This window comes from Streptomyces sp. CA-135486, assembly GCF_050936555.1.
Taxonomy (GTDB): domain Bacteria; phylum Actinomycetota; class Actinomycetes; order Streptomycetales; family Streptomycetaceae; genus Streptomyces.
The window spans coordinates 3,795,805-3,817,950 of the sequence record NZ_JBNJMM010000001.1 but is presented as its reverse complement, the minus strand read 5'-3'; the positions used below and the strand labels follow the sequence as shown (position 1 = coordinate 3,817,950).

19 protein-coding genes and 1 pseudogene are annotated in these 22,146 nt (G+C 69.1%); 7 read left to right on the top strand and 13 right to left on the bottom strand.

The window, feature by feature from the left end; all coding sequences use genetic code 11:
• Positions 1–697 precede the first annotated feature (697 nt).
• From nadE to ACQEVG_RS17190, 6 genes and pseudogenes are all read right to left on the bottom strand, one after another.
• Positions 698–1,528 carry an ammonia-dependent NAD(+) synthetase gene (gene nadE / locus ACQEVG_RS17215; protein WP_432984020.1) on the bottom strand — a complete coding sequence of 277 codons (831 nt, stop codon included), beginning with the start codon at positions 1,526–1,528 and terminating at the stop codon, positions 698–700.
• A gap of 204 nt (positions 1,529–1,732) precedes the next feature.
• Positions 1,733–2,263 carry a trypco2 family protein gene (locus ACQEVG_RS17210; protein ID WP_432984017.1) on the bottom strand — a complete coding sequence of 177 codons (531 nt, stop codon included), beginning with the start codon at positions 2,261–2,263 and terminating at the stop codon, positions 1,733–1,735.
• An 11-nt stretch (positions 2,264–2,274) separates the two neighbouring features.
• Positions 2,275–4,884 carry a CHAT domain-containing protein gene (locus tag ACQEVG_RS17205; RefSeq protein ID WP_432984014.1) on the bottom strand — a complete coding sequence of 870 codons (2,610 nt, stop codon included), beginning with the start codon at positions 4,882–4,884 and terminating at the stop codon, positions 2,275–2,277.
• 162 nt (positions 4,885–5,046) lie between these two features.
• Positions 5,047–5,352 (bottom strand): tetratricopeptide repeat protein, encoded by a 306-nt coding sequence (locus ACQEVG_RS17200; protein ID WP_432984011.1) that lies wholly within the window; start codon positions 5,350–5,352, stop codon positions 5,047–5,049.
• Positions 5,353–5,675: 323 nt separating this feature from the next.
• Positions 5,676–6,455 (bottom strand): alpha/beta fold hydrolase, encoded by a 780-nt coding sequence (locus ACQEVG_RS17195; protein WP_432984008.1) that lies wholly within the window; start codon positions 6,453–6,455, stop codon positions 5,676–5,678.
• A gap of 196 nt (positions 6,456–6,651) precedes the next feature.
• Positions 6,652–7,093, bottom strand: a pseudogene (locus ACQEVG_RS17190) (XdhC family protein); the annotation flags it as partial.
• 195 nt (positions 7,094–7,288) lie between these two features.
• Here ACQEVG_RS17190 and ACQEVG_RS17185 point away from each other — a divergent pair.
• The gene (locus ACQEVG_RS17185) at positions 7,289–8,242 is read left to right on the top strand and encodes a M48 family metalloprotease (RefSeq protein ID WP_432984005.1); all 954 of its coding nucleotides are present in this window, start codon (positions 7,289–7,291) and stop codon (positions 8,240–8,242) included.
• Positions 8,239–8,784 carry a hypothetical protein gene (locus tag ACQEVG_RS17180; protein ID WP_432984002.1) on the top strand — a complete coding sequence of 182 codons (546 nt, stop codon included), beginning with the start codon at positions 8,239–8,241 and terminating at the stop codon, positions 8,782–8,784. Before ACQEVG_RS17185 ends, ACQEVG_RS17180 begins: the two co-directional genes overlap by 4 nt.
• On the opposite strand, the gene ACQEVG_RS17175 is transcribed toward ACQEVG_RS17180, so the two are convergent.
• From ACQEVG_RS17175 to ACQEVG_RS17150, 6 genes are all read right to left on the bottom strand, one after another.
• Entirely contained in the window at positions 8,766–10,844 is a 2,079-nt protein-coding gene (locus tag ACQEVG_RS17175; protein ID WP_432983999.1) for a caspase, EACC1-associated type, read from the bottom strand. The genes ACQEVG_RS17180 and ACQEVG_RS17175 overlap by 19 nt on opposite strands.
• Positions 10,841–11,254: an effector-associated constant component EACC1 gene (locus tag ACQEVG_RS17170; RefSeq protein WP_432983995.1), complete on the bottom strand. Its 414-nt coding sequence runs from the start codon at positions 11,252–11,254 to the stop codon at positions 10,841–10,843. Before ACQEVG_RS17170 ends, ACQEVG_RS17175 begins: the two co-directional genes overlap by 4 nt.
• A gap of 196 nt (positions 11,255–11,450) precedes the next feature.
• The gene (locus tag ACQEVG_RS17165) at positions 11,451–11,678 is read right to left on the bottom strand and encodes a hypothetical protein (RefSeq protein WP_432983992.1); all 228 of its coding nucleotides are present in this window, start codon (positions 11,676–11,678) and stop codon (positions 11,451–11,453) included.
• Between the two features lie 372 nt (positions 11,679–12,050).
• The gene (locus ACQEVG_RS17160) at positions 12,051–13,067 is read right to left on the bottom strand and encodes an SMP-30/gluconolactonase/LRE family protein (protein WP_432983989.1); all 1,017 of its coding nucleotides are present in this window, start codon (positions 13,065–13,067) and stop codon (positions 12,051–12,053) included.
• A complete protein-coding gene (locus tag ACQEVG_RS17155; RefSeq protein ID WP_432983986.1) occupies positions 13,064–13,708 on the bottom strand; it encodes a diguanylate cyclase in 645 nt (214 codons plus the stop codon). Before ACQEVG_RS17155 ends, ACQEVG_RS17160 begins: the two co-directional genes overlap by 4 nt.
• Before the next feature lie 192 nt (positions 13,709–13,900).
• Positions 13,901–14,536, bottom strand: coding sequence for a TetR/AcrR family transcriptional regulator (locus ACQEVG_RS17150; RefSeq protein WP_432983983.1), 636 nt, complete (start codon positions 14,534–14,536; stop codon positions 13,901–13,903).
• Between the two features lie 103 nt (positions 14,537–14,639).
• Here ACQEVG_RS17150 and ACQEVG_RS17145 point away from each other — a divergent pair, with 103 nt between their 5' ends.
• From ACQEVG_RS17145 to ACQEVG_RS17125, 5 genes are all read left to right on the top strand, one after another.
• Entirely contained in the window at positions 14,640–14,822 is a 183-nt protein-coding gene (locus tag ACQEVG_RS17145; RefSeq protein ID WP_432983980.1) for a hypothetical protein, read from the top strand.
• 90 nt (positions 14,823–14,912) lie between these two features.
• Positions 14,913–15,281, top strand: a complete 369-nt coding sequence (locus tag ACQEVG_RS17140; protein WP_432983977.1) for a VOC family protein — start codon at positions 14,913–14,915, stop codon at positions 15,279–15,281.
• 94 nt (positions 15,282–15,375) lie between these two features.
• Positions 15,376–16,206: an SDR family NAD(P)-dependent oxidoreductase gene (locus tag ACQEVG_RS17135; RefSeq protein WP_432983974.1), complete on the top strand. Its 831-nt coding sequence runs from the start codon at positions 15,376–15,378 to the stop codon at positions 16,204–16,206.
• A 243-nt stretch (positions 16,207–16,449) separates the two neighbouring features.
• Positions 16,450–16,854, top strand: coding sequence for a CU044_2847 family protein (locus ACQEVG_RS17130; protein WP_432983971.1), 405 nt, complete (start codon positions 16,450–16,452; stop codon positions 16,852–16,854).
• Position 16,855: 1 nt separating this feature from the next.
• The gene (locus ACQEVG_RS17125; protein WP_432983968.1) at positions 16,856–21,613 is read left to right on the top strand and encodes a tetratricopeptide repeat protein; all 4,758 of its coding nucleotides are present in this window, start codon (positions 16,856–16,858) and stop codon (positions 21,611–21,613) included.
• A gap of 178 nt (positions 21,614–21,791) precedes the next feature.
• Here the strand turns inward: ACQEVG_RS17125 and ACQEVG_RS17120 are convergent, their stop codons facing one another.
• Positions 21,792–21,986, bottom strand: coding sequence for a hypothetical protein (locus ACQEVG_RS17120; protein WP_432983965.1), 195 nt, complete (start codon positions 21,984–21,986; stop codon positions 21,792–21,794).
• Positions 21,987–22,146: the final 160 nt, after the last annotated feature.

Here is a 22,146-nt window from a genome sequence, read left to right as displayed (position 1 = left end):
GTCGTCCCGGTGCTGGCGTATCAGCTCCGGGATGTCGAACAGACGGCTGTCGAGCACGCCCGACGACACCAGCGGCGCGGCGTCGTTGGGCAGGAGGACGAGGTGACGCAGGCCGTTCTTGTCCGTGTGGCCCTGCTTGATGAATCCCACGTCCTGACGGCCGGGTCCGGGAAAGACCGTGAGCGACTGCTTCCCCTGGGCGAGTTCACGGACGACGACCCGGTCTCCGGTGATGAGGGTCGCGGACTGGCTCGCCGTGGTGGGCATGAGCGCGGAGTGTGTGAAGGCGGACGTCCTGGGATCCGGGGCGGGGCCCCGGTCGGGTAAGGCGGGTGTGACGCCCAGTGCGGGTGATGGCGGCCCGAGTACGGCGACTATCGCAAGGGAGGCAGTGATTGCCCTGGTCCAGTGCATGTTCGACTCCTTGAACGGCGGCTTGGGTGCACGACGTACGGCGGCGCTTGCTACTGGCTCGCTCAAGGAAAGTGGACTGGACCTCTCACGCTGTCAAGGGGAAGGTACAGACCAATAGTCGGTGCCCCTGCCAATCCGGCCAGGTGCGCCGGAACTCCTGCACAGGGCCCCTTGCGAAACATCCGGGAAAGGCCGCGGACGGCAGGGTGGGCCGCACAATGAGTTCCTGACCCCCGCCGCGAGCATCGTCCTCCTGCTTCCGGCCCCTCTGGACCTGTCATATCTAGGGAGCGACGGGCAGCCGGCGCTTGTGGTCGGTGAGGCGGTAGCGGCTGACGATCGTTTCGAAGGCCCGCTCGTCCACCGGCTTGCCCTCCAGGAAGTCGTCGATGTCGTCGTAGGTGACCCCGAGCGCATCCTCGTCGGCCTTGCCCGGGTCGAGGGTCTCCAGGTCGGCCGTCGGGGTCTTCCACACCAGCTCGGCGGGCGCGCCCAACGCGTCCCCGACGGCGCGCACCCGGCGCTTGGTCAGGCCGGTCAGCGGGACCAGGTCGGCGGCGCCGTCGCCGAACTTGGTGAAGAAGCCGGAGACCGCCTCGGCGGCGTGGTCGGTGCCGACGACCAGGCCGTCGTGCGCGCCGGCCACCGCGTACTGGGCGATCATGCGCTGCCGGGCCTTGATGTTGCCGTGCACGAAGTCCTGGTGGTGCGCGTCGCGGAAGCTCATGCCGACGGCCAGCGAGGCCTCGAGCGCGGCGTCGCTCGCGGGCTTGATGTCCACGGTCAGCACGTGGTCGGCCCGGATGAAGGAGAGCGCGAGCTGGGCGTCGTGCTCGTCGGCCTGGATCCCATAGGGCAGCCGCATCGCGTAGAACCGCGCCTCGTGCCCGGCGGCCCGGGCCCGCTCGACGGCGAGCTGGCACAGTCGGCCGGTGGTGGTGGAGTCGACACCGCCGCTGATGCCGAGCACGAGGGAGCGCAGACCGGTGGAGGTCAGCCGCTCGGCGAGGAAGGCCACCCGGCGTTCGATCTCCCGCTCGGCCTCGAAGGTCTCATCGACCTGGAGGTCCCGGGCGATCTCCTGCTGCAGGGCGATGGACGCCGGCTCGCTCACGTCTGCTCCTTGTTCCCGTTCACGATGTGCTGTCGCGGCCACCCTATCCAGGGGGTGTCCGGCGGCTCAGGGCCGGACAACGCCATGTGCATGAGCGCGGCCACCGATTGGCGTGGCAGTCGCGCACACCACGCGCCGTCTGCGGCCTGGATGGCGCCGGGCACTGACGAGAACAAGATCGTGCGTGCAATGGTGCGACACGCTTCAGGCGTCCGGCTGGAGCACCACCGCCGGCGGGGCAATCGTAATGACCAGCGTGTGCGTCACTTCCTCGTGCAGCATGCCGTCCAAGCCGAGAGAGACGGACCCGTCCTCAGTGATCGCGAACTCGAGGCTGACCGTACTGTCCTTGAGGTGGAATGGGTCCTCGCCCGCACGGGCCGAAGCCATCACGCGGCGGATCATCGTGATCGCATCGACCAGCACACTGTCCACCGTTCCGTCACGAAGCTCGTGCTGCGCTGCCAGATCAGGGGGGACCAGGGTCATGTCGATGACGTGGGTGTCCCGCTGCGTCACCGAGCGCCCGACCTTGAGTTTCATGCCGATGAACGGCAGACGAAAGTTCCATGAGCTGCCCGCGGTAGCGGTGGCAACGGCGTGAAGGGTGAGTCGCACCGAGGTGATGCGCAGATCCCTCTCGGCGTCGGTGGCCGAGATGTTCGACTGCGTCACCGCACTCTTGACCGCGGCCACCAGGTCCTCCACGGGAACGCCGTCGTCGGTCACATTCATGCTTCCTCGCCTTAGATGTAGGTGGGCACGACCGCCGCGGGGTTGCCATAGACCGTGTACGCCAGCCAGGTGGGATCCGCGGCATCGTGTCCAGCGTGACAGCGCGCCTGGTGTACCGCGACACCGAGCGGCTCGCCCGCGGAGAGCGACGCGTAGAAGGCTTCTGCGAACCGCTGGGCGCTGTCACTGCGAACCGCCCACAGCGTGCCCACGAAGGCTCCGGCACCGGCTCCCATGAACTGCTGCGCCCACCCGAGCATCTGGGTGTACTGCGGGACCACTCCGGCAGCCCGGCATGCGTTGATGAAGACAAGCGGGCTGCTGCCTTCCAGGGCGCGGCGTGCGACCGCGCTGTTCAGCAGGGCCGGGACGAAGGGGCCTCCCTCCAGGGCGATCGATGAACCCCCTCCGCCGGTGTCGAAGGTGTTGTGGCAGGTGAAGTGCAGTGGCCCCGTCGTGCCTGCATCGATCACCGAGAGAATGTCGTCCAGTGTGTTGACGATCTTTCCGCTGCCGAGGATCCGGCTGATCGACTCGATCTCGTTCGAGCCATTGACCGGTACCCGTGAGGAGACGACGTAGTGCGGCTCACCGATGGGCAGGGCAGGCGAGCGTGGCCGACCCAGGCTGTTTCTCAGGACCGGAAATTGTTCGACCATGAACCCTTCGTCGCGCCCCGGCGCGACGGGGTAGAGCAGTTCCCACGGGATGACATCGTGCTCGGTCGCGATACTGAACGCCGTGATGTGATCCCGCAGCTGCCAGAACTGCTCTTTGATCAGGTCCGGAACCATTTCGATCCACAGACCGACGCCTGTCTCCTTCATCCAGCGCCGGGCATGGCCGCCGCTGTAGTCGCCGCGGCCCGCTGCCAGTCTCTGCAACATCGCGAACGCCCGCTCCGTGGCCGCTTCCGGGTTCGCCGTGAGAGCCTGCGCGAGAACGGCGCCGTAGATGCACCGGTCCGAGAGAAGCCGGAACGTGTACTGGCCGCCCACGCGGTCGACGAGCAGCGTGACTTCACCGGGGTTGGCGCGAATCTCCCCCACCGCGGCGGCACTTGGCGAACCCACCTCGTAGGGGCCGTCGGACTCCACCGACACCTCGAGGCCGATCTCCGTGAGAAAGGTCCCGCCCGCCCAGGCAGTCACCCGGACGCGGTGCAGGCCCTCTCCCCGAGCCAGAAAAGAGAACCGCGCCGGGGCGGGGTCACCCGACGGCGCCACCATAATGGTCTGTTCCAAGGGTCCTTGAGGGTCCAGCCCGGCAGGCGCCTGAACAATGACGGTCAAAAGCGTGCCCTCGCCGCTCGGTTCGAACCCCCGCAGCGGGGCCGATACCTCATTGTCAAGGGAAGAAGCGCTGGTCGGCACCCGTACGATCAGACTCACCGGCCCGGACAACGCCGCGTGAGAGGGCATCTGCGCCACCAGGAATCGGCTGGTCACCGGAGTGATCGGCGCTGTTTCCTCATCTTCATCATCCGTGACGCTCAGCGTCTCGGCGTCGCCCCAGCCGGCACTCGCCACCGACCTCGAGCCGAGTGCGTAATGCGCCCGTTCGCCCCACTCAAGAACGTCGTCCGCAGCGCCGGCACGTGTCCACCACTCGACGGCACCGGACTGCCTTCCTGTCCGCGCGAGGTAGCCGGCCAGCACACGCATCGCCTCGACGTCACCCGCGACAGCCATCTCGTGCAGTTGCCACTCCACCCCCTCATCCCGAGCCCAATGGGCGGCTCGGCCCAGTCGCTTGGTCAGCCTCGCGGCCAGAGAGGAGGCGACACGGGCATCCAGGGTGTCAGCCCCCTCCCACCACTGGATGGCCTCGCCACGGCGACCGAGGTGGGCGAGTGCTTCCGCGACCCTTCGGACGTGCCGCATCCCGCGTTCGCGTGCCAGACGGAGCAGCTCCTTGCGGGACACCTCCTGGCGCGTATCCGCCGCTGCGCGGCCCACCAGTTCCGCCACCGCCTTGACGTCACCGCTGTCCGCCAACTGCCGCAGTTGCTCCTCGGCTTCGGCCGAGCGTTCTGCGCGGTCAAGGGCCGCGACGAGTTCCCACCGCAGGGGTGCACCGGCGCTCGAGGCACGGGACAGCCATTCAATAGCTTCGGAGAGCCGCTCACCCACGCCACCGTCCTGCAGGCGCCCCGCCAGGCCCCGCATGGCCTTTACGTCACCACCGTCTGCCAACTGCCGAAGTTGCTCCTCGGCTTCGGATGAGCGTCCTGCGCGGTCAAGGGCCGCGACGAGTTCCCACCCCAGGGGTGCACCGGCGCTCGACGCACGGGACAGCCATTCAATAGCTTCGGAGAGCCGCTTACCGGAGCCGCCGATCTGCAGGCGCTTCGCCAGGTTTCCCATGGCGACCACGTCGCCGCTCTCGGCCAGTTGCCGCAGCTGCCGTTCGAGCTCGACGGCGCCCAGATGGTCCGAAAGCTCGTGCAGCGCGGTCTCGTCTCCAGCCGCGGCCGACTTCTGCCACCACGCGATTGCTTCGTCGTGACGCCCATCCGCAGCCAGCGCGGCGGCCAGCACACGCATCGCGAACGCGTCACCCGCCGCCGCGAGCCGCCACCGCCAGTCCTGCCCCTCCCGACCTGCCCCACCGCCCGACACGCGCCCTCACCCCATGCATCATCGTCACCGAAGGTAGACGGAGAATCACAGTAGGGCCGATACGGTCGGCTTCACGCTGTTTTGCTCGAAGCGGGGGCACGGCCGGTGCCGGCGTGAGCCACCCGCTCCTCGGCTCGCCCAAAGCGTGCCGTCGGAGTGCCTTCATCGGCCGGTACCGGCGGGAGCAGTCCTGCGGCGCAGGCGCCACCACCGGTTGTGTCGCCGTGGGGAAACACGCGAGGCAGCCAGCGCCGTCTCCAGCTCGCCGCGGCTGGCCCGCGTGTGCGGGTGCTCGAGGCCCAGCACACGGGCACGGTCGTCGAGGACACGTTGCAACAGGCGTATCGCCTCGGTCGGCGCACCCATCCGGAATAAGGTCGTGGCCAGGTTGTTGCGGCTGGGTTGGTCACCGTTCCCAGTCCCGCCGCCACCACTGCGGCCGTCCCCGCCACCACCGAGCCGACCCACGCACCTTGCCCACGCCCCATGGCCCCGCCACCCCCGTCCGCCGCCACCAGCATGCCCCCAACGAGACAACGAGGGGCTCCGCCCGGCGCAAGCCGTCGTGTTGCTCGTGCTGTTCGTGCTGTTCGTGCTCGGAGACGGTCTGCAGTTGGTGATTCGTCACCGTACAACGTGCACAGCGCTGGACGGACCGAGAGATCGATCCAGGCGGCAACCTGTCGTCCCGCTCATGAGGAATGACGGCTCACGCCGGGTGGGTTCACCGAGTACAGCGCTGAGGACGGGTGACGAAGACCCGCAGAGGATCCACTCGGCCGCCTACCGCCTCATGCTCGGTCGGTCACGAACCCGTCGAGCGCCGCGGTCAGCTCCGCCGGTTTCTCCACCGGCAGTTCGTGGCCGGCATCCACGATCCGGACCAGCGCGTCCGGGTAGGCCTTCGCCATCCGCAGCATCTGCGCGACGGGCAGCTGGATGTCGTGGTAGCCGTGCACCAGCAGGGTGGGCGTGCGGATCTCGCCGACCCGGTCGAGGACGTCGAAGGACCGCATGGCGGCGTAGCACGTCATGACCACCTCCCGCGGCGTTGCCCAGGAGGCCCGGATGTACTCGCGAATCTCCTCGCGCGGGTAGCCGGGGGCAAAGGCCCGCTGGATGTTGGCGGCGACGAACAGCTTGAACGGCGCCAGCGTGGATGCCGCCATCAGCAGGCCCCGCCCACGGCTGTAGGTCATCCGGCTGATCGAGTTCACCAGCACCAGGCGCTCGACCCGCTCGGGATGGCCGAGGGCGAGGGTCTGCGCGATCATCCCGCCCATGGAGTGGCCGACGGGAATGAACCGGTCGACCTCCAGATGGTCGAGGAGGGCGAGGACGTCCGCGGCCAGCTCCTCGATCGTCCGCGCCCCCGACCCGCTGCTCTCGCCGTGCCCGCGCAGGTCGAGCCGTATGACCCGCCGCTTCGGCGCGAAGTGCGCCATCTGGTGGTCCCAGCGGTGCCGGTCGGCCGTCCAGCCGTGAATGAACACCACGGGCACGCCGTCACCGTCGCGGGTGCCCTCGTCGTCGTACGTCAGTGCTGCGTCGTCGACAGCGAGGTGCGGCATGGGTCGTGGCCTCCTGGAGTGTGGTTCGGGTATGGCCGGGTACTGCCGCCGACCGCCTTGGAAGCCGTCACCGGCGCTCGCCGAGGAAGCCGGGGATGTGCCCGAACACGACGAGGGCGGCGCCCCGGCCGAGGAACGTGTCGAGGTGACGGTAGCCGGGAATCTCGGTGTACGCCACGTCCAATTGCGGCTGCGGTCACGCCGCCGTTCGGGAGCGGGCCTCGCCCTCCTCCCGCCCGTCCACATCATGGTGAATGGGCGTCCCGAACCGGTCAGCGGAACCCCCGTCCCGCCCCGGCGCGCCGCGACGATCTCCGCCGCGATGGACAGGGCGCTCCTCGGGGGTGCGGGCGCCGAGGTCGAGGCCGATCGGGGAGCGCAGGCGGGCCAACTCGCGGTCGGTGACGCCGACTTCGCGCAGGCTCCGGTTGCGGTCCTCGTGGGTGCGGCGCGAGCCCATAGCGCCGACGAACACGACCGGTAGCCGCAGGGCCGTCTCCAGCAGAGGAACATCGAACTTGGCGTCATGGGTGAGCACGCACAGGACGGTGCGTTCGTCGCTTGCGGTGCGCCGGAGGTAGCGGTGCGGCCAGTCGACACACGATGTCGTCGGCCTCGGGGAAGCGGACGCGGGTGGCGAGTAGTGAATTCCCGTCAGCTCTTTGCCGTACCCCTCGACCAGATAGAGGCTGATCCGGTGGTAGGGGAGGCGTAATTCGCCGCGAAGCACGTTCGGCCGTGTGGCCCACTACGCCACGATGCGCACAGGCCGGCACATACGGGGGACTCCCGGGGCGTCGGCCGCGCAATAGCCTGCACCACGAGGGGGAGCCGTGACGACCGCGACCTTCGACACCCATGACATTCTCCATCCCCTTGATCTCGCCGCCCGTCAACAATTGGAGAAGATCCCGGGGCTCCAGACCGCGGCGAGAAAGTACCGCAGCATGATCGCGGACCGCCGCGACCGTGCCCGGCTGCTCTCCAACGCGATCCGGCTGGGCCCTCATCAGGTTCCGGACGTCTACAACCTGTTGCCGCCGATATGCACGGCCTTCGGCATCGAGGAGCCCGAGCTCTATCTGATGCCCGGACCGGCCAACGCGCTGACGATGGGGCACTCCAGAACCTGTGTCGTGATCCACAACGAACTGTTCCTCGACCTTCCCGAGGACGAGATCCAGGCGGTGCTGGCGCACGAATGCGGCCATATCCTCGCCGAGCACGTGCTCTACCGGCAGATGGCGCTGGCGGTGTTCAGCGGCATGGGAGCCCTGAGCGGCAAGGCCGGGATGGTAGCCGCTCTGCTCTCGGAGCCGCTGAAGGTGGCGCTGCTGGACTGGTACCGCAAGAGCGAGCTCACCGCCGACCGGGCCGCGGTGGCGTTCATGGGCGGTCCCGAGGAGCTCCAGCGGGCTCTCTTCCACCTCCATGGGATACCCAAGTGGCTGCCGAAGGAGCAGATCAGCTACGCGGCGTTCGCGGCGCAGGCCGACGAGTTCGACGTGGCGATGGGTGAGACGAAGCTGGACCGTTTCCTCCTGCGCCAGTTGGACAACGGGGCGACCCACCCGAACCCGGCCATGCGGCTGCGGGAGATTCAGCGTTGGGCGGACTCGGAAACGTTCCGCCAGGTCATGGCGATCGCGAAGGCCCCCGGCACCGCCGGGATCGACGGGACTGATCCGGAGACATGCGGCGGGTGCGGTCGTCCGGTCAGGTCCGACTGGCTGTACTGCCAGGGCTGCGGAAAGGACCTCAAGGCGACCGCGGGGGCAAGCTCATGAGCGCGTTCAGCAGCGAGAAGCTCGTCACCGTCACGATTGCCGACCTCGCGCCCGTGGCCGCCGATCTCGTCACCCACTTCCAGGAACGGGGCTACGAGACCGTCAGCATCGTGGGTCCGGACGGTGGACTGGAAGTCAGCATCACCAAGGGTGGCATGTTCAAGAAGGCGGTCGGCCTGCGAACCGCGCTCAAGATCGAGATGTTGCCGCAACCGACAGGAACGCTGATCCGGGCGGGGGTCGGGATCTTCGGCAAGCAAGCGCTACCGTTCGCGATCGCCATGCTGGTCACCTGGCCCGTACTGCTGACCCAGGTCTGGGGGCTTGTCAACCAGGCCGGGCTGGACGACGAGGCGATCAAGGTGGCCGAACTGAGCCTGAACCGCCTTTCCCGACTCGCGGGTCCGCCAGGTTCTGCCGGTGCGCAGTCACCAATCGGGGCGCGGAGGTTCTGCCCTCAGTGCGGCCACGCGCAGTCCGGCGAGGGCAACTTCTGCACGAAGTGCAACACCCGGAGTACGGATCACAAGGCGGCCACATAACGGGAGACCGTGGCCACCGCGTTCTCCACCACTCCGCGCGCTGTCGCCACCGGATCCAGCACTCCCGCGGCGCGCAGATCGGTCACCGAGCCGCTGCCGTACTCGAACCCGGCAGACGCATCGGCCGACGTGGCGTCGAGCAGGGCCATCACCTTGTCGGCATCGTGCCCCGCATTGCGGACGAGCTGCCGCAACGGGGAAGCCAGCGCGGCGCGGAACAGACCGGCATCCGCTCCGAGTGCCCGCCCGGCGCGGTACAGTCCGGTCCCGCCTCCGGGCAGCACACCGGAGCGGGCCGCCGAGCGGGCCACAGCGAGCGCCCGTGCGGCTGCGGCGTGCGCCGCTCCCCCAGCCGGACCCGCGTGAACCTGGACCCGCCCGCCGTCGGGTGGTGCGGCCCCGGGAAGCCCGGTGACCGTGGTGGAGGACGGGGTGACCAGCGCCCGGTCGGCCCGGCCCAGCGGCCTGCCGGCCAGCAGGCCGTGGCCGGTCCTGGTGCACAGCGCATCCCAGTCCGTGGCGGCGCCCGCGGGGCGCACCACGACCACCGTCCCCGCGAACAGACTGTGCAGGGAGCTCATGGCGAAGGAGTCGATACGCGACGCGATGATCAGGAGCGGTCCCGGCTCCCGCCAGCCGATCCGCTGCAACTCCTCGACCGGGAGGTCCCCTTCCGGTGCGACCAGAACGTACGGCTCATGGAGGGTCACGGGACGGGCGGAGGAGTTCGGCACCAGGACCGACGTGTCCAGAGTGAGCCGACTGACGAAGGACAGCCCCGGCTCGGGGTCGGCGGCAGCCCGGGTGCTGGTGGCGATCTCGACCCGATTCGCCCCCACGCGTGCGACTGCCGCCATCACCAGCGCTCTTTCCGGGACGTCCCCGAGGGCCGTCGCCACGGCTCCGGCCAGCTCTTCCACGGAGAGCGTTTCCCGGTCCGGGGCCGGCCCGGTCAGCCGCCGCAGAACTGCGGCGGCCTCCTCCTCGGCGCGGTCGGCGATCTCCTCCCACCGGGCGCCCGCCCGCACCACCTCATGGATCCCGGAAAGCAGTTCGCTCACGACGATCGCGGCGGTCGCGGCCCCATCACCGTAGTCCCGGCGCATGGCCGTCATCACGTCACGGACCAACTCCATCCCCGGCAGCCAGCGGCGGTCGGCCGTGTCGATCGCCGCTTCGAGCTCAGTGAGGGAATCGGGCCCTGCGGGGCCGAATACGGGCCGCACCGCGCTCACGCCGACATGGATCCCCACGACGAGATCCGAGGCGTCCTCCCCTGCTCCCCCGGCGGGGCGTCGACGCTGCGAGAACCATCCGCGCATGCCCGTCCATGGATTTCGCATGAGCTCGAGCTCCCGAATCCTGTTTTCGTGGCTCTGCGTCGGTTGCGGCCAGCCATTACCGGCCATGATCTTCTGGGTGTACTCAAAGAGGTCGCCGGGGGTGAGAAACGGCCTTCCGCTGGGGACACCGCTGCCGATGACGTCCAGCAGGCCGCCCGTGAACGCGGTGTGCCGATTGCCCTCGGGGGCCTTGCCCAGCACCGTGGCTCCTGTCGCGGACAGGACATACGCCCCCTCGATCTCCAGCTGCCCCACGACGACCGAGGAGGGATCCGCCATGACGCCGGTTGCCCGCCCGCTGAAGCAGCAGTCCAGGATGAGCAGCAGTCTTCTGGCCCGGCGGCGCCTGAGGATGTCCCGGACGTCCGGGTATCTCAACCCGGTGAGGAGGGGTAACCCGGAGGTTGTCCTGCCAGTGGCCAGGACCAGTTCACCCGTCGTCGGCTCGACCAGACCGTGCCCGGCGAAGTAGACGAGCAAGGTGTCCAGCGGCTCCTCCACGACCTGGGCCAGCACAGTGCTGACATCGGCGGAGTCTCTTCGGTCGGGCAGTACGACGCAGTGTTCCTGCGGCAGCCCCCATTTCTCCGGGTCACGGAGCGCCGCGCCGAGATCCGTGAGGTTGTTGACGACAGCGGGCAGCGGCGTCAGCTCCTCGTACGCGCTGTTGCCGATCAGAACCGCCTTGGACAGCAGTGGATCAGCGGGCTCGGTCATGACGCCCCGTCAGGGGGCGAACCACCGTCCTCACGACCCCTGTCCAGGGATGAACCGCTGTCGGGGTCGGGGCGTTCCTCCAGGACCCGTGTGATCAGGGCGGCGGGGTCCCTGACGTTCCCGGCCTCCACCTCCACGCTTCCGTGCGGACCCTCGATCCGTACCTTGACCTGCGTCACACGGCTTTGCAGCCACACCGATACGGAGTTCGCCATGACCGCCCCGGCACCTCCCGCGCCCAATGACGCCAGCAGAATCTCGCTGCCCGCTCCCATCTCGCCCGGTCGGGTAACGGGCGCGGGGCGCGTGAAACGAGCCTGCCGCAGACCAGGCTCCTGGAGGAGCCACTGCTGTAAGGAGCGAAGGTCCGCTTCGCCCTGGTCAGAGTCAACTGTGATGCTGATATCCACCTTTGTACTGTGCCATGGCGGTGGCCTCACCGAGGCCGGGTCACAAAGATTGAGCGGACGGACCCCGCAGTGCCCGAAACGCAGTACGCCGTGCCCCGCGTAGACCGTGCTTCCGTCGTCGCCCTTGCGCCGGGCAGCAGCGGTGGATTGCCGATCCGCACAGCGCTGCCTTCCCGAGCGAGCACTGGACGACCCATCAGCACACCTTCTGGTAGGGCAGGCCGGGGACGTAGCGGTGCCACTCGGCGCGGGTGAGGCCCGAGAAGGCGGCTCGGCAGGCCAGGGCGGGCGCGTCGGCCACCACTTCCTGGAGATCGCCGGTGTCCCAGAAGGCGGCGCCGCTGGGGGTCTTGACCATGAGCGTGTGCCCGTACGGGACTTCGCGCTGGACCCATCGCGATGCCGCGGCCTCGGGCGAAGCCATCAGGATGAATGCCGGTGCAGACAGCGTTGGAGCGCCGGGACCAGCCGACCGTCGGCAGCGTGGCTGTAGGAGATGAAGGCGTCGTACTCGGATCCGGAGCGAGGGTGCGGTGTCTGCCATCTGTTGACGCTGCGCAACTGCAACTCCACTTGTGAGCTCCGTTGTGGTCGCCGAGTTGCCTCAGGCTGATGACTCTACCTCCGGGTCAAACCGTCGTCGGCGCCAAGTCCGGTAACTTTGGGGGCAGTTGGACCGCCGAGACGCACATGCCGAGCAAGGCCGGGCTGACGTATCCGCGATCGGTCCCGCAGGCGGACAAGTACGCCGGGTCCAGGAGCGCGCAGGCTGCTGGCTCCGGCGTCCTCGTAAGATTCAGAGGCTCTGCACGCGAGGCGGTCCGCCAGGCAGGTCGCACAGCGCGACGGCCTCTTCATGAAGGCTGCCCAGAATCAGCCGTCCGGCGTGCTCGCAGACGCTTGTCACCATCCTGTAGCCGGCCCGCCGGCGGCCCAGATCGTGCCGGACACGCCCCTGCATGTCGACGCCCACCACCCGTGGGGCGTCCTGCGGTTGGGGCCTCAGCCGACGCGCCAAGCGCCACGCGAAGTGTCTGACCGCCGGCGGCGAGCGATGCAGCAGGTCCAGGGCAGCCTGGCGCGGTCCGGCCAGCGCGATCCAGATGATCGACCCGTCAGCGCTGCGGGAGAGATTGTCGGGGAAACCGGGCAGCCCATCGACAAGGATGTCCCGTTCGCCTGCCCGGGGCCCGGAAAGCCACAGGCGGACGAGCCGGTACGCACCGGTCTCCGCCACCGTCACAAACGATTCGTCCACCGCCAGCACCACCCCGTTGGCAAACTGCAGACCGTCCAGGAGCACCTCGACACCCCCGTCGGCACGGAGCCGCAGCAACTGCCCGGTCCCCTGGTGCTCCAGGATGTCGCCGAGCCAGTCCTGCAGTCCGAAGCGCCGGCTCGACACGGTGAAGTAGACCGTGCCGTCGGAGGCGGCCGCAGCGTTGCTGCAGAACCGCAAGGGAGAGCCGTTCACCGCGTCGACGAGGACCTCGACAGCCGCGTCGGTGCCATTCTTCAGATCGATACGGAGAAGGCCGCGTTCTGCGTCGCACGCCAGCAGCCGGCCGTCGGGGAGCAACTCGAGCCCGAGCGGCCTGCCACCCGTGTTCGCCATCTCTTCCACGAGAGGAGAGCGCCGGTCCTCCAACACGCTGAGCCGCAGGATCCGGCCGTCCGCAACGCCCGTGTACACCCGCCCCAGGTCGTCGACAGCCACATCCTCGGGGCCCTGCGCCCCGATGGGGATCACACGCAGCGCAGGCAGGGCGCGTCCAGGCGGGTTGTTCGGACGGCTCTCCCGGGCCGCCCTCATCGCTTCCGCCCGGCGCGGCGGGCCCGTACACAGCGGGTCATCTCCTCGGTGTACGGGAGTGCTACGCCCAGGCCGATGACAGCGGCCAGACCGGCCAAGTAGCGGACCGGCAACGGGTTCTCCTTGGGCAGAAGCCTCCAGTCCTCGGGGCTTCGCCCACCGGCCACCAGAGCCCGTACCTGATCCGAGTGCAGGCACGCGGTGAAGGCCATGGCCGACAGCGGGAGTACCTCGAGGAAGCTGTGGATGTGCTGTTCCAGGGGCCGTACTTCGCGCTCCCCGGTGGCAAGACTCACGTCATAGAGCGCAGTTGCCCCATGGGCCAGCGCCGCGCCGCCCATGGCCGAGAGCACCAGCGGATTGACCTTGGCCAGCAGGCCCATCGCGACGGGCACTCCGGCTTCGGCCATCATCAACGCGTGCACGGCCGATTCGCGGGTGCCGCTGGTGTCCTCTATGTGCGAGCGCCGGTGCATCCACCAGTCGGCGACTGCCGGGACCACCCACAGTGGGAGAACCCCATACAGCAGGAACCGCCGGTTGGCGTCCTCGACATCGGTCGTATCCAGGGGCACATCGAGGTCAGGGCCGCGGCGCCAGCGCTGCCACGCGCGGAGTCCGGAGCTGCGAGTCAGGGGCATGAGGGCCTTTCGGTAGCGAGCTGTCGTTGTCTGTCCGGTCTCTCTCTACGAGGGGCGAGCCGGCGTACCGGGCTCGGGTAACCAACTGCGCCGAGGAGGAAACGCCCGGGAGCGGTGATGGCCTGTTCACCACTGTCGGTCGTCCTGCCGTGGGCGGTGGGCGCCGGCCGGGGTCCGGCCGACCGCGGTGGGTCAGCGGGTGGCGTAGGTGCCGAGTGCAGGTTCGAGCTGGTCGAAAACGTGGGCGGCTTCGGCGGTGAGGGCGGTTGCGATGTGGTCGTTGTCGTGGCCGGCGAGGGTGAGTTCCTGGATGCGGGCGAACAGGAGGCGGTGGGCGGCGGCCAGTTGGGCGGCGGCGGCGCGGGGAGCGATGTCGTCGGGGGCGGCGTCTGTGGCGGTGGCGAGAGCCTGGGCGAGGGCGTGTTCGCGCAGGTCGTGGAGGTCGCGCAGGCGGGCGGTGAGAGTGGGGCTGTCGGCGATCATGCGGGAGAAGGCCGGTCCGGCGAAGCCCGCGACAGGGTCGCGGGCTTCGAGCGCGGCATCGAAGGCGCGGCGCAGGGCGGTGAGGGGGGATTCACCGTCGGCGCGCTCCGCGACGGTGGCGGCGAGGCTGTTGCTGAATGCCTCGTGGTGGTCGAGGGCGAGGTCTTCCTTGCGGGCGAAGTAGTTGGTGACCGTCTTCTTGGCGACGCGGGCGGCGGTGGCGATCTCGGCGATGGTCGTCGCCTCGAAGCCCTGCTGCATGAACAGGCGGGTGGCGTGGTCGGAGATCAGCTGCCGGGTCTCCAGCTTTTTGGCCTCGCGGAGGCCCGTGGGTTCAGCGCTCATGGAGCGCAACTTTACCACCGGAGTAAGTTTTCTCTTGACGAACAGGAAGCCTCGATATAAGTTTACGTCCGTCATAAGTTTTCCGTCCTGGGAGGGACCCCGCATGCGCCGCACCACCGATGCCACCCCCGCCGAGATGACCGCCACCGTTGCCGCGTTCCTCACGGGCCGGCGCGGCGGGACGGGCCCTGCCCCCACCCCCGCGCGTTCCCGCAGGGGCATGGCGACGACCGCCCGCGAGATCAAGCCGACCCGCGTCAACTCCCGTGCACGCCGCACCCCCTGAGCCCCGCCCCCACGATCTCTTCCACCTGCCCGACCAGCCCGCACACTGCCGCCACCGAGGGAGCTCCTCATCAACATCACCGCCTCCACCGTGTCCCTGACCGTCGACGACGTCGCCGCCTCCAGCGACTTCTTCACCGCCCACTTCGGCTACCACCAGGTCATGGCCGCGGACGGCTTCGCCTCCCTCGCCCGTGAGGACGCCGCCGTGGACCTCGTGCTGCTCCAACGCGGTATCGAGGTCCTGCCCCCGGAACAGCGCGACCAGCGCGCGGCCGGCCTGATCGTGGCGTTCACCGTCACCGGCATCGCCGAACACGAGGAGCGCCTGCGCAAGGCCGGGGCGCCCATCACGATGCCGCTGCGCGAGGAGCCGTGGGGCGAGCGGCTCTTCCAGGTCACCGACCCCAACGGCGTCGTCGTCCAGCTCGTCGAGTGGACGACACCCGTCGGCGCCTGACCCGGCGACATCGCGCAACAGCCCCCTGACCAGGGCCGGCGCAGACCCGAAGCAAGCGAGGCGGAGCATCTCGCACCGTTGATTGGAGAACCACATGACCCGAAGCACCGCTGCCGTCGACCGCGTCTGGTTCATCACCGGCGCATCCAGCGGCTTGGGCCTCGCCTTCACCCGGGCAGCCCTGGACGCCGGCGATCGCGTCGTCGGGGCCGCCCGGCAGACCGAGACGCTCGCCGCCCTCGCCGCCGAGCATCCCGACCGGTTGGTCGCCCTACCGCTGGACGTCACGGATCGCGCCGCGGTCTTCGCGGCGGTGCAGCAAGCTGCCGCCGCGTTCGGGCGACTGGACGTCGTCGTCAACAACGCGGGCATCATGGGCATAGGCGCCGTCGAGGAGTTCACCGAGGCCGATGCCCGGGCATTGCTGGAGACCAACTTCTTCGGCGCGCTCTGGGTCACCCAGGCCGTCCTCCCCCACCTGCGCCGGCAGTCAGGAGGCCGCCTTGTGCAGATCTCCAGCGTCGGCGGGGTCATCGGCTTCGCCACCAGCGGGCTCTACAGCGCGAGCAAGTGGGCGCTGGAAGGGATGACCGAGGCGTTGGCGCAGGAGGTCGCGCCGTTCGGCATCAAGGTGAGCATCGTCGAGCCTGGCGGGTACGCCACCGGTCTTTACACCGCCATGCGCACCCCGCCCGCCCACGAGGCATACGTGCCGCTGCACTCCGCCCTCGCGGAAATGTGGCAGGACGCCGAGGACGCCGATCCGGCCGACGCGGCCAGAGCCCTGCTCACGCTGGTCGACAGCGACGAGCCACCCCTGCGACTGATCCTCGGCGGCGCGATGTACGACGTCGCCCAGGAGAGCGCCGAACAGCGCAAAGAAGTATGGGCCAGTTGGGAGGGCGTCAGCCGCGCCGCCGGGTGAACCCGACCGCGGCCGCCCCAAGGAGAGAGTCTCTGCCGGGAACGTGAGACGCAACCCCTGATCATGACTGGTTGCGTCTGCGCAGAGACCTCGATGCGCCCATTGCCCAAAAAGCTCCATCCGGTACGAGGTTCGCTAAATCGGGCATCAATTGTGTGATTGTCGGCCGGAGGTGGCCGTGTGCCTGGTAAGGGTTGTCCTGATTGTTCGTCATCAGGTGCAGCGCTGTTTGTGGGGGGACGTATGGCTGGTGGGTCGATCACGGTTCAGGTCGGGGAGACCGAACTCCTCGTGGAGACGGTGCAAGTAGGCGGCACGCAGGCCACCTCGCGGGTGGGTGACGCGGCGGACAGTGTGCGCGAGGCATTCGTGCGGGCTCAGACCGCGATCGTGGAGGTGGCCACGTCCACGATCGCAGTGCTCAACAGGGCGGGGCAGCGAGCGGCACGGCCGGACGCGATGGAGGTGGAGTTCGGGCTGAAGTTCTCCGCCCAGGGCAATGTCATCGTGGCCGGCTCAGCGGGTGAGGCCACGCTGCGGGTGAAGCTCACCTACAACCGTGGCGCCACGGAGCCGGCCACTGCTGCCGCTCCCGTGACGTCTGCCGACTCAGCGAGCGGCACCACCTCGGGTCCTGCGGGGGCATGAGGTGAGCGCTCACGGTCCGGTCCCGGCGGTCCCGGTCCCCGGATATCTGGGGAGGGTCCTGGACGCCGGCGGCGCACCGGCCGGGACGTGTTTTCAGGCCGCGCCCGGGCTGTTGGTCACCGCCTGGCACGTCCTGGACAGCATCGGGGCAGGCGAACTGGAGGCGGAGGTGTCGGTGGACCCGCTGGCAGGCGGAAGCGCCTTCGGCGGAACCGTGGCGGCGCTCGACGCCGTGCACGACCTGGCGGTGATCCGTGCGCAGGAAGTGCTGGCGGCGTCGGTGGCCGGCTGGGACCGCACCGACGCCCAACAGCGCGGCGCCGAGGTGGTGATCACTGGTGCGCCCGAGGTCGAGGACGTACACGATTACCGGTTCCTGGACGCGCGGGGAACGTGCGAGGGCGGGACGGTGCGTGACGACGCGGTGCCACTGGGCCGGGCAAAGGCCCAGGATGTTCTTCCCGGGATGAGCGGGGCACCCGTCCGCCGCGCCCGCGACGACTATGTCATCGGTGTGCTGTCCGCCCGCTACAACAGCGCGGACGGCTGGCTCCAGCACAGCATCTGGATCGCCCGGACCGAAAACCTCGCCCTCCTCCTGGACGGCCTGACCCCCGTTGAGTTACCGGCCGCCACGCTGCCGGCGGACGGTGTCGAGCTGACCTTGCACATCGGCCCGGACGAGGTACAGCTCACCGGGGCGGGTCCGCAGCCGGCTCTGGCCGTGCATCAAGGAGTCCGGCCCGCTCTGGTCACCGCGCTGGACGAGGTCCGCCGGGCCCGGTTGAGGGCATCAGCGGAAGCCCCGGGGGACGTGCACCTGGCAGCCGGTGGTGGTGGGGCGGTGTACCGCGGACGCGGGACCGCGCAGGTGGTGTCGGTGGCGGCCGCCGTGCACCGGGCCGGCCGACTGCTGACCGACGCGTTCGTCACCGGAGATGTGGCCAAGGTGCTGGCCGGTGTGCTGCGGCAGGCCGAGCGGGAGCACAAGCCGGTCCGGCTGGCTGTGCGGGCCGACGGACCGACCGGGCGGCTGCCGTGGGAGATGCTCACCGACCCCGACACCGGCCTGCCGCTTGCCCTGCGCCCGCAGATCACCCTGTACCGGAAAACCCCGACTCATGCCGCGTCCGCCCTGCCGGGGCCGCTCCGGATCCTGGTGGCGGTCTCCGGGCCCGAGGACAGTGGCGGCGGAACGCTGGACTACGAACGCGAACTGCGCAACGTCCTGGCCTCCGTACGCTCAGCGCGCCAGGGCAGGGCCCGGGTGCGGATCGTGCCGTTCGCCACCACCGCTGCGATCCGCGCCGCGCTGGAACGCGAGCGTTTCCACATCCTGCACCTGTCCGGCCACGGCAATCCCGGACAGCTGGAACTGGAGGACGAGGAGGGCCAGTCCCGGCTGGTGGACGCCGACACCTTCATCACCGAGGCCGTTCCCGCGGGGCGGATGCCCTCCGTCGTCGCGCTGGCCGCCTGCCACACCGCCGTCGGCGACAGTGAACGACCATCGTTCGCCGCAGGGCTGGCCGCCCACGGCGCCGCCGCCGTGATCGCCACCGAAACCTCCATCACCGACATCTACGCCACGCGCGTCTTCGCCCGCATCTACAGCGCCCTTGCCGATCACGCCACCGCGGACCTCATCCAGGCCGTCGCCCAGGCCCGCCGTACCGTCCACACCGACCTCGCCCGCTCCCCCAACGCCCGCGAACACAAAATCGCCGCTCTGGAGGAATGGTCCACCCTCACCGTCCTCGCCGCCGCCGGCACTCTCCCTCTCCTGCCCGGGAACACTGCCGACAACAACGCGGGGAGCGACCAGCGCGAGAGTGGGGGCGAGGGTGTCCCGGCTCAGGGACGGCCGCGGCTGGACGGCCTCGTGGTCCGTCCGGAAGGAGACTTCGTCGGCCGCCGCCGCGAACAACGCGCCTGGCCCCGCACCCTGGACTCCCCCGCCACCGCCGGCCTGGTCCTCCACGGCATCGGCGGCATCGGTAAGACGACCCTCGCCGCCGAACTCGTTCTGCGCATGCAACACCTGCGCCCCGCATGGATCCACACCGGGCTCACCGGAGAAATCTCCGCCGACGACTTCTTCACCGCCGTCACCGACCCGTTCCTCTCCCACCCACCAGCAGCACCCGGACCGGGACAGGCACACGCACAAGGACAGCTGCAGGGGTGGACAGAAGAGTCAGGTCCGGTCCTGACCCGGCAGCAGCACGCGTACTTGCTCCAGGCCCGCCGCAGCGATCTGGCGTGGCAGCAGCGCCTCAAAAGCCTGCGCAGGGCCATCGGCGACATCCCCGTTCTGGTCAGCCTCGACAACTTCGAAGACAACCTCGCCACAGTCGGCGTCACCCCCGCAGCCGGTACCGCCGACTCCCGCGCTGCAGCCTCGTACACCACCGCGACAGGGCAGGACGAACACAGCGACCCTGGCGGGATGCGGATCAACGACCCTGATCTGGCCGGCCTCCTGGCGGCCTGGGTCCTGGATCCCGGCGACAGCAAACTCCTGATCACCTCCAGGTTCCCGTTCCTGCTGCCCGGCCACGCCCACGACGCACTCGTCTTCGAACACCTCGGCCCCCTCACCCACGCCGAAACCCTCAAACTCGCCTGGTCACTCCCCGCCCTGGACCGGCTCACCGAACCCGAACTCACCCGCGTCTGGCACCTGGTCGGCGGCCACCCCCGTGCCCTGGAATACCTCGACGCCCTCTTGAACAATCGCGTCGCCCGCTACCCCGACGTCACCCACCGCCTCGCCCAGTCACTCCGCAACAGACAACGACACGTAGCCGCCACCCCCGCGCCCTCACCAGCCAACGGCACCGCCACCGCAGCGCACACAGCGGGTGAAAACCGTGGAAACAACGAACTGGAAGGGACCGGCAGCGGAAGGCTGGACGTACGCCTCGCCGAAACGGCCACACTCGCCGCCGACGAGGTTCTGCTGCCCGGCCTTACCGCCCGCCTGTCCCCCGCAGCCCGCACTCTCCTCAACGGCGCAGCGGTCTACCGCGAGCCCATCGACATCAACGCCCTGCTCTTCCAGACCGGCACACCTGACGACACTGCCGCCACCACCCCCGACACCGCCGCCGCGTGGCAGCGCATCAACGACATCCTCACCGCAGCGGGCATCCCCCTCGACCAACCGGTGGACGCCGGGACCCTGCCCACCGGACTGCAGCAGGAACTCGCCCCCCATCTCGTGCAGATGAGGCAACTACCCACACCACCCCGCACCCGGCCCGCCGGCCTGGAACAGCTCATTGCCCAATGTGCCGGCACCGGCCTGCTCCACACCGACCCGCGCACCGGCCGGTTCTTCGTCCACCGCTGGACCGCCACCGAACTCCACCGCCACACCCACAGCGACTTCGGCATCGAAGACATCCGCCAGGCCCACCGCAACGCCGCCGCCTACTGGCTGTGGCGCGTGTCGAGATGGCCACAGGACCCGGACGCGAACATCCACGACGGCCTCGAAGCACGTCACCACCTGCTCCAGGCCGGCGAGCTCGAACAAGCCGCCGAAGCCACCGAAAGCGCCTTCGCCACGCTGCGCGACCGTAGCGCATGGAACCGCGCCCGCACCCTCATCATCACCACCCTCGCATGGCTCCCCTCCGACTCACCCCGACACGCCGCCTGGACCCTCGAACTCGGCAACCTCGCCTACCTGCAGGGTGACTACGACGAAGCCCGACGCCTCTACGAGCACTCCCTCGAGGCCTTCCAGCGCCTTGGCAACCAGTCCGGCACCGCGACCAGCTACCACCAGCTCGGCATCATCGCCCAAGACCAGGGTGACTACGACGAAGCCCGACGCCTCTACCAGCAATCCCTCGACATCGAAGAGCGCCTCGGCAACCAGGCCGGCGCCGCCAGCAGCTACGGCCAGCTCGGCAACCTCGCCTACGACCAGGGTGACTACGACGAAGCCCGACGCCTCTACCAGCAATCCCTCGACACCTTCCAGCGCCTCGGTGACCAGGCCGGCACCGCCACCGTCTACCACCAGCTCGGCATGATCGCCTACCTGCAAGGTGACTATGACCAGGCCCGACGCCTCTACCAGCAATCCCTCGACACCTTCCAGCACCTCGGCAACCAGGCCAGCACCGCCACCGTCTACCACCAGCTCGGCAACCTCGCCTACCGGCAGGGTGACTATGACCAGGCCCGACGCCTGTATCAGCACTCCCTCGACATCAAACAGCGCCTCGGCAACCAGGCCGGCGCCGCCACCAGCTACCACCAGCTCGGCATGATCGCCCAAGAGCAGGGTGACCACGACGAAGCCCGACGCCTGTATCAGCACTCCCTCGACATCAAACAGCGCCTCGGCAACCAGGCCGGCGCCGCCACCAGCTACGGCCAGCTCGGCAACCTCGCCCACGACCTGGGTGACTACGACCAGGCCCGACGCCTCTACCAGCACTCCCTCGACACCTTCCAGCGCCTCGGTGACCAGACCGGGGCCGCCACCAGCCACCTCCTGCTCGGCAACCTCGCCCAGCAGGAAGGCAGCTGGGAAGAGGCGGTGTCTTTCCATGGAAAGGCGCTGATGGTGTTCGTCCGCCTCCAGTCGCCTCATGCAGTGACCTGCCTGCGTCAACTTGGGGCATGTCGTGAGGCATTGGGCGACGAGCGGTTCGCGGTGCTGCTCTGCGAACAAGCAGGTCAGGAGTTGACCGAGATGGTCATGAGCTTGCTGAACGAAGACGGGGAGAACGGCGAATAGAGGGGAGGTGCGGGAGGCGTCTCGGAGCCTATCGGCCGGGCGGGTGAGTGGTGGTCGGTCACGGAGTCCACCGGGAGAAGGACCTTGGGGCATCCGTGCTGGCGCGTACCTCGCCGCGGACCGCTGACGCCGAGCGTGAGGTAGGCGTTGGACAGCTGCAGTTCGACAGTACGTACGCTCAGCGCCAGGGAACCGGCGATCCCGGAGGACGCTCGACGCACAGCGCGGCCGCCTTCTCCGTCGAGGTGGACATCCGCTGTAGCGCGTCGACCCAGCGCATCTGCTCCTCGGACGCCCCGGGGATCAGCATGTTGGTGAACACCCGGCGGAACAGAGAATCCGACCTGGCCCAGCCCACTCGGATCATGCTCACGAACGCCTCGAGAGGCGGGCCCGCCCGCAGCACTGTCTGCGGCGTGCGGCAGGATGGCAGGTCGCGCCGAGTCGACTCCGTACGTACCGACGCGACCGCACAACCGCACTCCCAGAATGCACAGGTGGCAAGGTGACGAGACATCACATCCGGATCCCAG

Excerpts from the sequence above, each read along its gene's own strand:
- ACQEVG_RS17155 (WP_432983986.1), bottom strand. The coding sequence starts at position 13,708 with ATGCCCCTGACTCGCAGCTCCGGACTCCGCGCGTGGCAGCGCTGGCGC.
- ACQEVG_RS17180 (WP_432984002.1), top strand. The coding sequence starts at position 8,239 with ATGAGCGCGTTCAGCAGCGAGAAGCTCGTCACCGTCACGATTGCCGAC.
- ACQEVG_RS17210 (WP_432984017.1), bottom strand. The coding sequence starts at position 2,263 with ATGAATGTGACCGACGACGGCGTTCCCGTGGAGGACCTGGTGGCCGCG.
- ACQEVG_RS17165 (WP_432983992.1), bottom strand. The coding sequence starts at position 11,678 with ATGGCTTCGCCCGAGGCCGCGGCATCGCGATGGGTCCAGCGCGAAGTC.
- ACQEVG_RS17130 (WP_432983971.1), top strand. The coding sequence starts at position 16,450 with ATGGCTGGTGGGTCGATCACGGTTCAGGTCGGGGAGACCGAACTCCTC.
- ACQEVG_RS17135 (WP_432983974.1), top strand. The coding sequence starts at position 15,376 with ATGACCCGAAGCACCGCTGCCGTCGACCGCGTCTGGTTCATCACCGGC.
- ACQEVG_RS17175 (WP_432983999.1), bottom strand. The coding sequence starts at position 10,844 with ATGACCGAGCCCGCTGATCCACTGCTGTCCAAGGCGGTTCTGATCGGC.
- ACQEVG_RS17160 (WP_432983989.1), bottom strand. The coding sequence starts at position 13,067 with ATGAGGGCGGCCCGGGAGAGCCGTCCGAACAACCCGCCTGGACGCGCC.
- ACQEVG_RS17195 (WP_432984008.1), bottom strand. The coding sequence starts at position 6,455 with ATGCCGCACCTCGCTGTCGACGACGCAGCACTGACGTACGACGACGAG.
- ACQEVG_RS17145 (WP_432983980.1), top strand. The coding sequence starts at position 14,640 with ATGCGCCGCACCACCGATGCCACCCCCGCCGAGATGACCGCCACCGTT.
- ACQEVG_RS17150 (WP_432983983.1), bottom strand. The coding sequence starts at position 14,536 with ATGAGCGCTGAACCCACGGGCCTCCGCGAGGCCAAAAAGCTGGAGACC.